Genomic DNA, 16,248 nt, shown 5'->3' with positions numbered 1-16,248 from the left:
CATATGTGAACGTCTGGGGGTTATTCTATGCATAAAAAAGATATTATCTGGCTGCTGGAAACCATTGCAGTCTACATGGAACTGAAAGGGGACAACCCGTTTAAAGTTTCCGCATTCCGAAAAGCAGCGGCAGCCCTTGAACAGGACGACCGCAGTTTATCAGAAATGGACGACATGATGTCACTGTCCGGTATCGGAAAAGGCACGTACAGCGTCATAAAAGAATATATAGATGAAGGAAAGTCAAGTACGCTCGAATCACTGCAGCAGGAGGTGCCGGAAGGGCTGGTGCCTTTATTGAAGCTCCCGGGGCTCGGCGGCAAAAAAATCGCAAAGCTGTATAAAGAGCTTGGCGTACATGATGCAGAATCATTGAAGGAAGCCTGCGAACAGCAGAAAGTCCAAGGGCTTGCGGGATTCGGCAAGAAATCAGAAGAAAAAATATTACAGGCGCTCGGAGAAGCCGGAAAACAGCCTGAACGTTTTCCGATCGGCTATGCACTCCGGGTCGCGCGGGAAATTGAAGAGCATCTTTCTCAATTGACAGACATCATCAAATATTCCCGTGCCGGAAGTCTCCGCAGAGCACGCGAAACCGTCAAAGATCTGGATTATATTATTGCGACGGATCATCCCGCTGAAGTAAGAGAGCAGCTGCTTGCGCTGCCAAACATCAAAAGCGTCATTGCCAGCGGGGACACGAAGGTATCGGTCATTCTTTCCTTTGAATATGAAACAAGTGTCGATTTCCGTCTCGTGACGGAAGAACAATTCCCGACAACTCTTCATCATTTTACGGGATCGAAGGACCACAATATCAAAATGCGGCAAATTGCAAAAGAACGCGGTGAACGGATCAGTGAGTACGGCGTCGAGACGGTTGAAACAGGAGAAATCAAAACCTTCCCGAGCGAACGGGAATTTTACGCACACTTCGGCTTGCCGCTGATCCCGCCGGAACTCCGTGAAAGCGGGCAAGAGGTGGAAACCTACAGCGACAGCATTGAACTCATAGAGCACGATCAAATCAAAGGTGATCTTCACATGCACTCCACATGGAGCGATGGCGCCTTTTCGATCAGGGAAATGGCTGAAGCATGCATGGAAAAAGGCTATCAGTACATGGCCATCACTGATCACTCGCAATATTTAAAGGTCGCCAACGGGCTGACTGCTGAAAGGCTCAAGCAGCAGGCGAAAGAAATTGACGCGCTGAATGCTGAGTTTGAGAACTTCCGTATTTTTAAAGGCGTTGAGATGGATATTCTTCCTGACGGCACACTTGATTATGATGACGATGTGCTGGCGGAAATGGATCTGGTCATTGCATCCATCCATTCAAGCTTTAATCAGCCGGAGCACGTCATTATGAAGCGGCTTGAGACGGCACTGACCAACAAGCATGTTGACATTATCGCCCATCCGACCGGACGCCTCATCGGCAGACGTGCCGGTTACGAAATCGATATCGACAAACTGATTGAGCTCGCGAAGAAAACAAATACGGCGCTTGAACTCAACTCTAACCCTGCGCGTCTCGATCTGCGGACAGAGCATTTAATCAAAGCAAATGAACAAGGGGTTACATTGGTCATTAATACCGATGCCCATAACATCGAGATGTTAAACGATATGAAAACCGGCGTCACTGCCGCGCGCAAAGGCTGGACGGAAACGAAAAACGTCCTGAATGCCCGGTCGCTTGAAGACGTACAGGCATTCCTGAAGCGCAACGATTAAGTAAGGAGGCTCACACAACCGTGCAGCAAAAAGTATTATCATCTCTTGAATTCCATAAAGTGAAAGAACAGGTAATCGAGCACGCCGCTTCATCGCTCGGAAAAGAAATGCTTCTCCAGCTAAAGCCTTCTGCTTCGATTGACGAAATCAAAAAACAGCTGGATGAGGTAGATGAAGCCTCTGCGATCATCCGGCTGCGAGGCCAGGCGCCGTTTGGCGGCCTTACCGATATCAGAGGGGCATTAAGACGGGCGGAAATCGGCAGCGTTCTCAGTCCCTCGGAATTCACTGAAATATCAGGGCTGCTTTACGCAGTCAAACAAATGAAACACTTTCTCGGACAAATGGCTGAAGACGGAGTCGACATTCCGCTGATGCAGCAATATACTGAACAGCTCATTACACTGCCCGATTTAGAACGGGAAATGAATTCCTGCATAGATGATCACGGCGAAGTGCTTGATCACGCGTCAGAAACGTTAAGAGGAATCCGCACGCAGCTCAGAACGCTCGAATCGAGAATCAGAGACCGGTTAGAGTCCATTCTGCGTTCCTCCTCTGCTTCGAAAATGCTGTCTGATACGATTGTTACAATCCGAAATGACCGCTTTGTTATCCCGGTCAAACAAGAGTACAGATCAAGCTACGGAGGCATTGTGCATGACACCTCCTCTTCTGGCGCAACCCTGTTCATTGAACCGCAGGCGATTGTAGATATGAACAACTCGCTTCAGCAGGCGAAAGTGAAAGAAAAGCAAGAAATTGAACGGATTTTACGCGTGCTGACAGAGCATACGGCGGAGCACACAGAGGAGCTTTTTCAAGATTTGCAAGTCCTGCAGACGCTTGACTTCATTTTTGCAAAAGCGAAATACGCAAAAGCGGTCAAAGCGACAAAACCGACCATGAATGACAGCGGCTTTGTCCGTCTGAAAAAAGCGCGCCATCCATTGCTTCCGTCTGATCAGGTGGTCGCCAATGACATCGAGCTGGGCGGCGATTTTTCAACCATCGTGATTACAGGACCGAATACCGGGGGGAAAACAGTTACTTTAAAAACACTGGGGCTGTTGACCTTAATGGCGCAATCGGGTCTTCATATTCCGGCAGATGAAGGATCGGAAGCCGCTGTATTTGAGCATGTGTTCGCTGATATCGGCGATGAACAGTCGATCGAGCAAAGCTTAAGTACATTTTCTTCCCATATGGTGAACATTGTCGGCATTTTAAAACAAGTCAACGAAAACAGCCTGGTGCTCTTTGATGAACTGGGCGCAGGTACAGACCCGCAAGAAGGCGCGGCACTCGCCATGAGCATCCTGGATGAAGTCCACCGTACCAATGCCAGAGTATTAGCGACGACGCATTATCCGGAGTTAAAGGCGTATGGCTATAACAGAGAAGGCGTCATGAACGCCAGTGTCGAATTTGACATTGAGACCCTTTCACCAACCTATAAGCTCTTAATCGGTGTGCCGGGACGAAGCAACGCCTTTGAAATTTCTAAACGGCTCGGGCTTCCTGACCATATTATCGGTCAGGCGAAATCAGAAATGACGGCCGAGCATAATGAGGTCGATACGATGATTGCGTCTCTTGAACGAAGCAAAAAACGGGCGGAAGAAGAGCTTTCTGAAACAGAGGCGTTCAGAAAAGAAGCCGAAAAGCTGCATAAAGAGCTGCAGCAGCAAATCATTGAACTCAACAGCAAAAAAGACAAATTGATGGAAGAGGCCGAACAGCAGGCGGCTGAAAAAGTTAAAGCGGCCACAAAAGAAGCTGAAGACATCATTCACGAATTACGCTCGATTAAAGAAGAACACAAATCCTTCAAGGATCACGAGCTGATCAACGCGAAGAAACGGTTAGAAGGCGCTATGCCGACCTTTGAAAAGTCCAATAAACCGGAAAAACCGAAAACGCAAAAACGCGTCTTGAAGCCGGGGGATGAAGTAAAAGTCCTTACTTTCGGGCAGAAAGGAACATTGCTTGAAAAAACCGGCGGCAATGAATGGAATGTTCAAATCGGCATTTTAAAAATGAAAGTGAAAGAAAAAGACTTGGAATTTATCAAGTCGGCTCCGGAACCAAAAAAAGAAAAACTCATTACAGCGGTTAAGGGCAAAGATTACCACGTATCGCTTGAACTTGATCTTCGCGGCGAGCGCTATGAAAATGCCCTCAGCCGTGTTGAAAAATACTTGGATGACGCGGTGTTAGCGGGATATCCAAGGGTATCCATTATCCACGGCAAAGGTACCGGCGCTCTAAGAAAAGGCGTGCAGGATCTCCTGAAAAATCACCGTAGCGTTAAAAACTCCCGTTTCGGTGAAGCTGGTGAGGGAGGATCAGGCGTTACAATTGTTGAATTAAAATAAAAGGGAGTATGGCCATGAGTGATTTTTGGGAAAACGAGCTTGTGGAAATCGCGGCGTATTACAGTGTCGCGGTTCTCTGCCTCGTCCTCTTTTTGACTGTGTTTGAGCTGGTGACAGCTTATAAAAACTGGGAAGAGATTCAAAATGGAAATCTCGCTGTGGCAATGGCAACCGGCGGGAAAATTTTAGGAATAGCAAATGTGTTCCAGCACTCCATCTCTCAGCACAATTCTCTGCTGCAAATGATCGGCTGGGGTGTGTACGGGTTTGTTATGCTTTTGATCAGCTACTTCATTTTTGAGTTTTTGACACCGCGGTTTAAAATTGATCAAGAAATTGAAAATGATAACCGGGCTGTCGGCTTTATTTCATTTGTCATTTCTGTCGGGCTCTCATTTGTTGTGGCAGCCGGAATATAAGGGGACGGAGAATAGATGGAAAAGCTTGCAAAAATACTGCTCGCCGCGGCGGGAATCTTTTTGTTGATTGGTCTTATATATCTGTTCGTATGATGAGAAAAAGAAAGATTTTCCTTTCTTTTTCTTTTTTTGCCGTCCATCTGCTATAATAATAGGGTGAACGCTAAAATCGAAAGGGGAGGTTTTATGCAGTCTCAAAAGCCGTGGCTTGCCGAGTATCCCGACGATATCCCGCATGAGCTTCCGTTGCCGAACCAAACCCTGCAATCCATCCTGACAGACTCCGCCGCACGATTCCCTGACAAAACAGCCGTATCTTTTTTCGGAAAAAAACTCACCTTTCATGACATGTTGACGGATGCTCTTAAACTCGCAGCTTTTCTGCAGGAAAATGGCCTGCAAAAAGGAGACAGAGTGGCTGTCATGCTGCCCAACTGTCCGCAATTCATCATTTCTTATTATGGGGTGCTGTTTGCCGGCGGTATCGTGGTGCAGACAAACCCGCTCTACACCGAGCATGAGCTCGAATATCAGCTGAGAGACGCAGAGGCCAGGATGATCATCACCTTAGATTTGCTTTTCCCGAAGGCAATAAAAATGAAAACGTTATCAATTGTAGACCAGATATTGGTGACGAGTATAAAAGACTATTTGCCGTTTCCGAAAAATATTCTCTATCCGCTTACGCAAAAACAAAAAGTGCACATTGACTATGATGAAAATGACAATATTCATACCTTTGCTTCGAGCATGAAGCGGGAAAAAACAGAGCTGATCACAATTCCGGACATTGACCCTGAGCATGATATCGCCGTTCTGCAATACACTGGAGGTACGACGGGAGCGCCCAAAGGAGTCATGCTCACGCACAGAAATATTTTAGCCAATACCGAAATGTGTGCGGCTTGGATGTACAACGTAAAGGAAGGCGATGAAAAAGTGCTTGGCATTGTCCCATTTTTTCACGTCTATGGGCTGACAGCAGTGATGAATTATTCGATTAAACTGGGATTTGAAATGATCCTGCTTCCCAAGTTCGATCCGCTGCACACGCTCAAAATCATCGATAAACAAAAACCGACACTGTTTCCCGGCGCGCCGACGATTTACATTGGCCTCTTGCATCATCCCCAATTACAGCAATACGATCTGTCATCTATTAAAAGCTGCCTCAGCGGATCAGCGGCTCTCCCTGTCGAGGTGAAGCAGCAATTTGAAAAGGTGACTGGCGGAAAGCTTGTGGAGGGATATGGTTTATCCGAGGCATCTCCGGTGACACACGCAAATTTTATCTGGGGAAAAAACAAACCCGGCAGTATTGGCTGTCCCTGGCCTAATACAGACGCTGCCATTTACTCTGACGAGACTGGCCATTTTGCCGCCCCGTATGAGCATGGTGAGATCGTCGTAAAAGGCCCGCAGGTCATGAAGGGATACTGGAACAAGCCGGAGGAAACGGCTGCTGTCTTAAAGGAAGGATGGCTCTTCACCGGAGACATGGGCTATATGGATGAAGATGGATTTTTCTATATTGCCGACAGGAAGAAGGACATCATTATCGCAGGCGGCTATAATATTTACCCGCGTGAAGTTGAAGAAGCGCTGTACGAACATGAAGCGATTCAGGAAATTGTCGTTGCAGGCGTGCCTGATTCGTACAGAGGGGAAACGGTAAAAGCGTTTGTCGTGTTAAAGAAAGGCGCACAAGCCGACGCAGCAGAACTGGACGCTTTCGCCAGAGCCCGTCTCGCACCCTATAAAGTGCCGAGAGCCTATGAATTCAGAAAAGAGCTTCCGAAAACAGCGGTTGGGAAAATTTTAAGAAGGCGTTTACTTGAGGAAGAAACCGAAAATCATCATATCAAGTAACAAATAGAGCCAGAAAAAGAGAACATTTATGAATAAACTTGACAAACCGGAAAATCCTTCTTATCATAAAATTATGAATGAATAGTCATTCATTTCTATAGGAAGGAACGATGAAAATTGAAGCAAAAACGGCCAAAGTATATGCAGATTATTGATGCAGCAGTTGAAGTCATTGCGGAAAACGGCTACCACCAGTCACAGGTATCTAAAATCGCCAAACAAGCCGGAGTAGCGGACGGCACCATCTATCTTTATTTTAAAAATAAAGAAGACATTTTAATTTCTCTGTTTAAAGAAAAAATGGGCCAATTCATTGAGCGGATGGAAGAGGACATAAAAGAAAAGGCAACAGCAAAAGAGAAATTGGCGCTTGTGATTTCAAAACATTTCTCACTTTTGGCGGGCGACCATAACCTCGCCATTGTCACTCAGCTTGAGCTCCGCCAATCCAATTTGGAGCTGCGGCAGAAAATTAATGAAATATTAAAAGGCTACTTAAATATTCTAGATGGCATTCTGACGGAAGGAATACAATCAGGCGAGTTAAAAGAAGGCCTCGATGTCCGCCTCGCCCGGCAAATGATTTTTGGAACGATTGACGAAACCGTGACGACCTGGGTGATGAATGATCAAAAGTATGATCTGGCAGCTTTGTCAGACAGTGTTTTAGAATTACTGGTATCCGGAATTCACAATAAGTAAAGGAGTTCTGTCCTATGAATGCAATATCACTCGCAGTTGATCAATTTGTTGCAGTTATGACGATTCACAATCCGCCGGCAAACGCGCTTTCCAGCCGGATATTAGAAGAGCTGTCCTCCTGTCTTGATCAGTGTGAGACAGATGCAGGCGTGCGGTGCATTATTATACATGGGGAAGGAAGGTTCTTCTCCGCAGGCGCTGATATCAAAGAATTTACATCACTGAGAAACAGTGAGGATTCCTCAATGCTGGCTGAACGCGGCCAGCAGCTGATGGAGAGAATGGAGAGCTTTCCAAAACCGATTATCGCAGCGATTCACGGAGCTGCCCTCGGCGGCGGGCTGGAGCTTGCAATGGCCTGCCATATCAGAATTGCGGCAGAAGATGCCAAGCTGGGGCTTCCTGAGCTTAACCTCGGCATTATTCCCGGTTTTGCAGGTACACAGCGGCTCCCGCGATACGTTGGTACAGCAAAAGCATTGGAGCTCATTGGATCAGGAGAACCGATATCGGGGAAAGAAGCGCTTGACCTCGGACTTGTGACAATCGGAGCAAAAGATGAAGCAGAAGTGCTTGAAAAAGCGAAAACGCTTGCTGGTAAATTTGCAGAAAAAAGTCCGCAAACGATGGCGTCTCTGCTTGAGCTTCTCTATACAAACAAGGTGTATTCCTATGAAGGCAGCTTAAAGCTTGAAGCAAAGCGTTTTGGAGAAGCGTTTGAGTCGGAGGACGCCAAGGAAGGCATTCAGGCATTTCTCGAAAAAAGAAAGCCTCAGTTCAAAGGCGAATAAAAGGGGATATGATCATGAATCTATTTGTACTGATGAAACGGACGTTTGACACAGAAGAAAAAATCGTCATTGACGCAGGGAAGATTCAGGATGACGGGGCTGAATGGATTATCAATCCGTACGATGAATACGCGATTGAAGAAGCCATTCAGCTGAAGGAAAAACACGGCGGCACCATCACCGTTGTTACAGTCGGCGGCGAAGAAGCGGAAAAGGAGCTGCGCACAGCGCTTGCCATGGGATGTGACCAAGCTGTTTTAATCAACATAGAAGATGATCTCGAAGAACCCGACCAGTATTCCATTTCTCAAGTTTTATACCACTATATGAAGGATCAGGAATTTGACCTTATTCTCGGCGGAAATGTCGCGATTGATGGAGGCTCAGGACAAGTGGCGCCTCGCCTGGCAGAGCTTTTGGACATTCCGTGCATCACGACGATCACCAAACTCGACATCAATGGAAGTGACGCAGAAGCGGAAAGGGACGTTGAAGGGGATGTTGAAAAAATCAAAACGACTCTTCCTTTGCTGGTCACAGCTCAGCAAGGCTTAAATGAACCGCGCTACCCATCGCTTCCGGGAATCATGAAAGCCAAGAAAAAACCGCTTGAAGAGCTTGAGCTGGATGATCTGGACTTGGATGAAGAAGATGCTGAACCAAAAATGAAAACAATTGAACGTTTTCTGCCGCCGAAAAAAGAAGCCGGGAAGCTTCTGCAGGGTGAGCCTGCCGAACAGGCAAAAGAGCTCGTATCATTGCTCCGCAGCGAGGCGAAAGTCATTTAGCGCTTGCACATTCAAAGAAACAGGGGGATGTTAGGATGGGAAAAAAAGTGATCGTACTCGGAGAAATTCGTGACGGAGAACTGCGAAATGTCACCTTTGAAGCAATCTCCGCTGGAAGAACCATTTCAGGTGATGGAGAAGTGATCGGTGTTCTTATAGGAGAAAACATATCACAGCATACAGAGGAGCTGATCCACTACGGTGCAGACAAAGTTTTCACAGCTGAGGACCCAAAGCTCAAGGCATATACGGCAGACGGATACAGCCAAGTGATGCGAACCATTATTGAAAAGGAAAAACCTGATGCGGTCGTATGCGGACACACTGCAATGGGGAAGGATCTGTCACCGAAGCTTGCAGCCCGGCTCCAAACGGGATTGATTTCTGACGCTACAGATGTAAGCGTTACCGGAGAGAACGTTGTTTTCACAAGACCGATTTACTCAGGGAAGGCATTTGAACGTGTCATTTCAACGGATCCGATGACGCTTGTGACGATTCGTCCAAACAACATTCAAGCGTTAGAAAAAGACGCCAGCCGGGCAGGCAGCATTGAAAGCATCGAAGTTTCCCATACGGATATACGTACCGTCATACAAGAGATCGTCAAAAAAACAGCGGACGGCGTTGATCTCTCTGAAGCGAAAATCATTGTTGCAGGCGGCCGCGGTGTAAAAAGCAAGGAAGGCTTTCAGCCGCTTCAGGAGCTTGCCGAGGTGCTGGGCGCAGCAGTCGGCGCTTCACGCGGGGCGTGTGACGCTGATTATTGTGACTATGCTCTTCAAATCGGACAGACCGGAAAAGTTGTCACTCCCGATTTGTATATCGCCTGCGGAATTTCCGGTGCCATTCAGCATTTGGCGGGTATGTCCAACAGCAAGGTCATTGTCGCCATCAATAAAGATCCTGAAGCCGATATTTTTAAAATAGCTGATTACGGTATTGTAGGCGATTTATTTGAAGTCGTCCCATTACTGACTGAAGAATTCAAACAGCTGAATATTCACTCATAAAGGGAACCCCGGACTGCAAAAGTTCGGGGTTTTTGAATACATACGTACAAATATTAACTAATAAAAAAAGTCGTTGACATGTACGGACATATATAATAAGGTTACTTTAAAAGCGCTTACATTCATGCTGGCTCCTCAGACAAAACACAGATCCTATATTTGACTGTGGTGCTTTTCATATTTGTATGAAAGGAATGATCAAGCATGTCTGAACATACAGCAGTGATTCAAACGGATATTGTAAAAGGAACGATCAACAAAAATATATACGGTCATTTTGCTGAGCATTTAGGAAGAGGGATTTATGAAGGGATTTGGGTCGGAACGGAATCAAGCATTCCTCATATAAACGGTATAAGAAAAGATGTGTTAGAAGCGCTGAAACAGCTGCGTATTCCTGTCCTCCGATGGCCGGGAGGCTGCTTTGCGGATGAATATCATTGGGCTAATGGTGTGGGTGACCGCAAGACGATGCTCAATACTCACTGGGGCGGCACAGTTGAATCGAATGAATTCGGGACACATGAATTTATGATGCTGTGCGAGCTGCTTGAGTGCGAACCTTACATTTGCGGCAATGTAGGAAGCGGAACAGTTCAGGAAATGGCCGAATGGATCGAATATATGACTTTTAAAGAAGGCACGCCCATGTCGGATTGGAGAAAACAAAACGGAAAAGAAGAGCCTTGGAAGCTGAAATATTTTGGAGTGGGAAATGAAAATTGGGGCTGCGGCGGCAACATGCACCCTGAGTACTATGCCGATCTATACCGCCGTTTTCAAACGTATGTCCGCAATTACAGCGGCAATGAAATTTATAAAATTGCCGGCGGTGCAAACGTCGATGATTTTCATTGGACGGACGTGCTCATGAAAAAAGCCGCTGGCCTGATGGATGGGCTAAGCCTTCATTACTACACGATTCCGGGAGATTTCTGGAAGGGCAAAGGATCGGCCACAGAATTTACAGAGGACGAATGGTTCATCACGATGAAAAAGGCCAAATACATTGATGAATTGATTGAAAAACACGGCACAATTATGGACCGATATGATCCGGAACAGCGGGTCGGACTGATTATTGACGAATGGGGCACATGGTTTGACCCTGAGCCAGGAACGAACCCAGGCTTTTTATATCAGCAAAACACGATTCGTGACGCGCTGGTCGCAGCTTCTCACTTTCACATTTTCCATCAGCATTGCCGCCGGGTGCAAATGACCAACATCGCACAGACGGTAAATGTTCTTCAAGCTATGATTCTGACTGAGGGAGAACGGATGCTATTAACGCCGACATACCATGTGTTTGATATGTTTAAGGTACATCAGGATGCCTCTCTTTTAGATACTGAAACAACGTCTGCTGACTATGAATGGAAGGGAGAAACGCTGCCTCAAATCAGTGTGTCAGCATCAAGAAATGCTGAGGGCGATATAAACGTCAGCATCTGTAACATTGATCATCAAAATAAAGCAGAGGTGGAGATCGAGCTGAGAGGTCTTGACAAGACTGTGGATCATTCCGGTGCTATCCTGACTGCTGAAAAGATGAACGCCCATAACACGTTTGATGATCCGGAGCACGTAAAACCTGAATCGTTCAGCCGTTATTCTGTAAATAAAAACAAATTGAAAGCAAAGCTGCCGCCAATGGCAGTTGTCTTACTCACATTACGGACTGATTTTTAACCAAAAAAAGGAGCGCCGATCCTCTAGAGGACAGCGCTCTTTTTTGTTTTGAAACAGCTCCAAAAGGGCATGGTAAAGTATATGACGGTTACAGAAGGGATGTTGTCCTATGCTTCGTACAATTTTAATGATCATCGGCGCAATCGTGGTGATCGGAGCGATTATCCGATTCGTGTTTTAATGACCCATTCTATGAGTAAACCGATTGTGATCAGGAAAAAATAATTTATAAGCATTTAAATAGCGTGAACGAATGGGAGATGCTATACTAAAAATCATCATTTCACAATTGGAGGAATTCAATAATGGCTATCGTAAAAGCAACTGATCAATCTTTCTCAGCTGAAACAAGCGAAGGCGTCGTACTTGCTGATTTCTGGGCTCCTTGGTGCGGACCTTGTAAAATGATTGCACCTGTTCTTGAAGAATTAGATCAAGAAATGGGCGACAAACTGAAAATCGTAAAAATCGATGTAGATGAGAACCAAGAAACAGCAGGCAAATACGGCGTTATGAGCATCCCGACACTTCTTGTTTTAAAAGATGGAGAAGTTGTTGAAACATCTGTAGGCTTCAAACCGAAAGAAGCGCTTCAAGAGCTTGTAAACAAACATCTTTAATTTTCGGCTGCTTACATGCCAGAGCGATTCCAATTGAGGGATCGCTTTTTTTATTCGCCAATCGTGAACCATGGAGAAAAACACCTGTTCGTGTTAAACTGGAAACAAAGGACTAAATATAAGGAAGGGTAACATATGAACAAACAACTGAAAGAAAAACTCGCCCTCCTTCCCGATCAGCCCGGGTGTTATTTAATGAAGGACCGTCAGCAGACAGTGATCTACGTAGGAAAAGCAAAAGTGCTGAAAAACAGAGTGCGCTCCTACTTTACCGGGTCCCATGACGCAAAAACACAGAGGCTTGTGACGGAAATCGAGGATTTTGAATATATCGTGACGTCCTCCAATCTTGAAGCGCTCATTTTAGAAATGAACTTGATCAAAAAGCATGATCCGAAATATAACGTCATGCTGAAAGATGATAAAACCTATCCTTTTATAAAACTCACTCATGAACGCCACCCAAGGCTGATTGTCACCCGCAATGTCAAAAAAGACAAAGGGCGCTATTTTGGACCCTATCCGAATGTGCAGGCCGCAAGGGAGACGAAAAAGCTGCTTGACCGTCTCTATCCTCTCAGAAAATGCTCAAAGCTCCCCGACAGAGTGTGTCTTTATTATCACCTCGGACAATGTCTTGCTCCGTGTGTAAAGGACATTTCTGAAGAGACAAACAGAGAGCTGGTTGAGAATATTACCCGTTTTTTAAAGGGCGGCTATAACGACGTTAAAAAAGAGCTTGAAGAGAAAATGCTTGAGGCGGCTGAGAACCTTGAATTTGAACGGGCAAAGGAGCTTCGTGACCAAATTGCTCATATCGAATCAACGATGGAAAAACAGAAAATGACGATGAACGACTTAGTCGACCGTGACGTATTCGCTTACGCTTATGATAAAGGCTGGATGTGCGTACAAGTCTTTTTCGTACGGCAAGGAAAGCTCATCGAACGTGACGTCAGTATGTTTCCGCTTTATCAGGAAGCAGATGAAGAGTTCCTTACCTTCATCGGGCAGTTTTATTCAAAAAACAACCATTTTCTGCCGAAGGAGATTTTAGTGCCGGACAGCGTCGATCAATCGATGATTGAGCAGCTGCTGGAAACAAACGTCCATCAGCCGAAAAAAGGGTCGAAGAAAGAATTGCTTATGCTGGCACATAAAAACGCAAAAATCGCGCTTAAAGAAAAATTCTCTTTAATCGAACGTGACGAGGAGCGTTCAATCGGTGCTGTGCAGAAACTCGGAGACGCCTTAAATATTTATACCCCGCACAGAATCGAAGCGTTCGATAACTCGAATATACAAGGGACAAACCCGGTTTCGGCGATGATTGTGTTCATCGACGGCAAACCATACAAAAAGGAATACCGCAAATACAAAATCAAAACTGTCACAGGGCCTGATGATTACGGCTCAATGAGGGAGGTTGTCAGACGAAGATATACGAGAGTGCTTCGTGAAAACCTGCCGCTGCCTGATCTGATCATTATAGACGGAGGGAAAGGCCAGATCAATGCGGCCCGTGACGTCATAGAAAACGAACTGGGCTTGGATATCCCGATCGCCGGCTTGGCGAAGGATGATAAACACAGAACCTCCAATTTATTAATCGGCGATCCGCTGGAGACGGTTTATCTTGAACGTAACAGCCAGGAATTTTACCTGCTTCAGCGCATTCAGGATGAGGTGCACCGGTTTGCGATCAGCTTCCACAGGCAAATCCGCGGGAAAAGCGCGTTCCAGTCTGTGCTAGACGATATACCCGGAATCGGAGAAAAAAGAAAGAAAATGCTGTTAAAGCATTTCGGTTCAGTCAAAAAAATGAAGGAAGCAAGCCTCGAGGACATCAAAAAAGCGGGTGTACCCGCAGCGGCGGCACAGCTGCTTTATGATAAATTGCAAAAATAATGTTGTCCTTTTGAAAAAGTTCTGATAAAATGTGAACTAATTTCATAATTAGATCGTGTAATATGGTGAAGATAGAGGTGCGAACTTCAAGAGTAAGCCTTTGGAGAAAGATGGATTCTGAGAAAAAGGCTGAAAGGGGAGCGTCGCCGAAGTAAATAAAACCCCATCGGTATTATTTGCTGGCCGTGCATTGAATAAATGTAAGGCTGTCAAGAAATCATTTTCTTGGAGGGCTATCTCGTTGTTCATAATCATCGTGATGATTAATTGATAAGCAATGAGAGCAATTCCTCTCATTGCTTTTTTTATTGTGGACAAAGCACTCTTTCTCCTCACCCGCACGAACCAAAATGTAAAGGGTGGTTATACATGGGTCTCATTGTACAAAAATTCGGAGGTACTTCCGTCGGCTCAGTCGAAAAAATTCAAAATGCAGCAAATCGCGTCATTGCGGAAAAACAGAAAGGCCATCAAGTCGTTGTTGTCGTATCAGCTATGGGGAAATCCACTGACGCATTGGTCAGCCTTGCAAAAGACATCACTGATCAGCCGAGCAAACGTGAAATGGATATGCTGCTGGCAACAGGCGAGCAGGTCACCATTTCCTTGCTTTCCATGGCGCTGCAGGAAAAAGGCTATGACGCCGTTTCCTATACAGGATGGCAGGCGGGGATCCGCACGGAGGCCGTCCATGGCAACGCCAGAATTACGGAGATGAACACAGCCGTGTTAGAAGGCCAGCTTCAGGAAGGAAAAGTCGTTGTTGTGGCAGGGTTTCAAGGCATGACAGACGACAGTGAAATCACAACATTGGGCAGAGGCGGTTCAGACACAACAGCAGTGGCTTTGGCTGCCGCATTAAAAGCGGATAAATGTGATATTTATACGGACGTGCCCGGCGTGTTTACAACCGATCCGCGCTACGTGAAATCAGCGAGAAAGCTTGCCGGCATCTCTTACGATGAAATGCTGGAGCTTGCCAATTTAGGCGCCGGCGTTCTTCATCCGAGAGCGGTTGAATTTGCGAAAAATTACCAAGTGCCGTTAGAAGTGCGTTCAAGTACAGAAACAGAAGCGGGAACATTAATTGAGGAGGAATCATCCATGGAGCAGAATCTTATCGTCAGAGGCATCGCGTTCGAAGATCAAATCACAAGGGTAACCATCTACGGGCTGACAAGCGGCCTGACCACTTTGTCTACTATTTTTACAACTCTTGCAAAAAGAAACATTAACGTGGATATCATTATCCAAACGCAGGCGGGAGACCATGAGACCGGGATTTCCTTCTCAGTTAAATCCGAAGACGCGGACCAGGCTGTTGCCGTACTTGAAGAGTACAAAGATGCGCTGGAATTCGAAAAAATCGAGACAGAAAGCAAATTGGCCAAAGTATCCATTGTCGGATCAGGCATGGTATCAAACCCTGGTGTAGCGGCTGAAATGTTTGCTGTACTGGCGGAAAAAAACATATTAATCAAAATGGTCAGCACATCTGAAATCAAAGTTTCAACAGTAGTGAGCGAAAATGACATGGTAAAAGCGGTGGAAGCACTGCACGATGCATTCGAGCTCTCGAAACACCCTTCAGCTGTGTAATGACAACCAAAAAGGCGGGACTCATGCAGTCACCGCCTTTTTCATTACACCGGGTCTTTCATATCCCATTTGACAGTCAGAACCACTTTATCGGCTCTCTTTTTTACTTGTTCGTATGATTCGGCAATCTGATCATTCATCAATTGAATTTGCTCGGCGATGAAGCCAGCTTCCAGCTGAAAGCACGGTTCTTTCTGATATTTAAGCCGATTGGAAATAACCTGCCCTTCAAGCTCGAATTCCAGTTCCTGTTTTTTTGCGCTAACGTTTGTGAGGGTTCCCCAGCCTGCTTCTTCAAAGAAAGCCGGAAATTCCTCCCATGATTCAAGAGGAAACTTACGGGCGAGATGTTTCCCTGCCCAATACATCATGGAAGAGTAATCTTGGCCAAGCATGTCTGGGAGAACAATCTCTCGTATCAGTTCATAGGCATAGGCGTTCATTTCAATTTCTTTTAAATTGTGTATAGATGCTTCATATTTAGACTTCATATCTGTCTCCCCTCTCTCCTGCGTATATTATAGCTCAAACAGGGGGGAGGATTACAGAATGATCCTGTATTTCTCATGAAAAATTAAGAAAGAATTATATATTGATAAAATAAAATTTTTGAATCAACTAATCAATTCGGAAAATTAGAATTTATGTACGCGTTTTCTTGACGCCCTTTTGTGGTAGGAGTAAAATGAAATTGTCAATAAATCTTAATAAAGTGCTTACAATTGAAAG

At 45.6% G+C, this 16,248-nt stretch carries 13 protein-coding genes and 1 riboswitch; of the genes, 12 read left to right on the top strand and 1 reads right to left on the bottom strand.

Going from position 1 to position 16,248, the window contains the following annotated elements; translation table 11 throughout:
* Nucleotides 1-27: 27 nt before the first annotated feature.
* The 12 genes from polX (at nt 28) to P3L57_RS13965 (ending at nt 15,519) form a co-directional block, all read left to right on the top strand.
* Complete coding sequence (polX, locus tag P3L57_RS14020) at nt 28-1,740, top strand: DNA polymerase/3'-5' exonuclease PolX (protein ID WP_069487088.1); 1,713 nt, start codon at nt 28-30, stop codon at nt 1,738-1,740.
* 20 nt (nt 1,741-1,760) lie between these two features.
* A complete protein-coding gene (locus tag P3L57_RS14015) occupies nt 1,761-4,118 on the top strand; it encodes an endonuclease MutS2 (protein ID WP_044154012.1) in 2,358 nt (785 codons plus the stop codon).
* A 14-nt stretch (nt 4,119-4,132) separates the two neighbouring features.
* Nucleotides 4,133-4,537, top strand: a complete 405-nt coding sequence (locus P3L57_RS14010) for a DUF350 domain-containing protein (protein ID WP_010335217.1) — start codon at nt 4,133-4,135, stop codon at nt 4,535-4,537.
* A 186-nt stretch (nt 4,538-4,723) separates the two neighbouring features.
* Entirely contained in the window at nt 4,724-6,406 is a 1,683-nt protein-coding gene (locus P3L57_RS14005) for an AMP-binding protein (RefSeq protein WP_059335554.1), read from the top strand.
* Between the two features lie 117 nt (nt 6,407-6,523).
* The gene (fadR, locus tag P3L57_RS14000) at nt 6,524-7,108 is read left to right on the top strand and encodes a fatty acid metabolism transcriptional regulator FadR (protein WP_014477593.1); all 585 of its coding nucleotides are present in this window, start codon (nt 6,524-6,526) and stop codon (nt 7,106-7,108) included.
* Between the two features lie 14 nt (nt 7,109-7,122).
* Nucleotides 7,123-7,899: an enoyl-CoA hydratase gene (locus P3L57_RS13995; RefSeq protein ID WP_044154016.1), complete on the top strand. Its 777-nt coding sequence runs from the start codon at nt 7,123-7,125 to the stop codon at nt 7,897-7,899.
* A gap of 14 nt (nt 7,900-7,913) precedes the next feature.
* Complete coding sequence (gene etfB / locus P3L57_RS13990) at nt 7,914-8,687, top strand: electron transfer flavoprotein subunit beta (protein ID WP_024122404.1); 774 nt, start codon at nt 7,914-7,916, stop codon at nt 8,685-8,687.
* A 35-nt stretch (nt 8,688-8,722) separates the two neighbouring features.
* Complete coding sequence (locus P3L57_RS13985; protein WP_069487089.1) at nt 8,723-9,700, top strand: electron transfer flavoprotein subunit alpha/FixB family protein; 978 nt, start codon at nt 8,723-8,725, stop codon at nt 9,698-9,700.
* Between the two features lie 204 nt (nt 9,701-9,904).
* Nucleotides 9,905-11,392 (top strand): alpha-N-arabinofuranosidase, encoded by a 1,488-nt coding sequence (locus P3L57_RS13980; protein ID WP_069487090.1) that lies wholly within the window; start codon nt 9,905-9,907, stop codon nt 11,390-11,392.
* Nucleotides 11,393-11,697: 305 nt separating this feature from the next.
* Nucleotides 11,698-12,012, top strand: coding sequence for a thioredoxin (gene trxA, locus P3L57_RS13975; protein ID WP_003222500.1), 315 nt, complete (start codon nt 11,698-11,700; stop codon nt 12,010-12,012).
* Between the two features lie 135 nt (nt 12,013-12,147).
* A complete protein-coding gene (gene uvrC / locus P3L57_RS13970) occupies nt 12,148-13,920 on the top strand; it encodes an excinuclease ABC subunit UvrC (RefSeq protein WP_024122401.1) in 1,773 nt (590 codons plus the stop codon).
* 64 nt (nt 13,921-13,984) lie between these two features.
* Nucleotides 13,985-14,164: riboswitch (Lysine riboswitch) on the top strand.
* A 125-nt stretch (nt 14,165-14,289) separates the two neighbouring features.
* Nucleotides 14,290-15,519 (top strand): aspartate kinase, encoded by a 1,230-nt coding sequence (locus P3L57_RS13965; RefSeq protein WP_044154028.1) that lies wholly within the window; start codon nt 14,290-14,292, stop codon nt 15,517-15,519.
* A gap of 44 nt (nt 15,520-15,563) precedes the next feature.
* Here P3L57_RS13965 and P3L57_RS13960 read toward each other — a convergent pair whose 3' ends face one another.
* A complete protein-coding gene (locus tag P3L57_RS13960) occupies nt 15,564-16,010 on the bottom strand; it encodes a YslB family protein (protein ID WP_059293467.1) in 447 nt (148 codons plus the stop codon).
* Nucleotides 16,011-16,248: the final 238 nt, after the last annotated feature.

Source organism: Bacillus sp. B28 (assembly GCF_029536185.1).
In the GTDB taxonomy this organism is placed as follows: domain Bacteria; phylum Bacillota; class Bacilli; order Bacillales; family Bacillaceae; genus Bacillus; species Bacillus halotolerans.
Note: the sequence above shows the minus strand (reverse complement) of the source record. Positions and strands in the feature narration are given on the sequence as shown.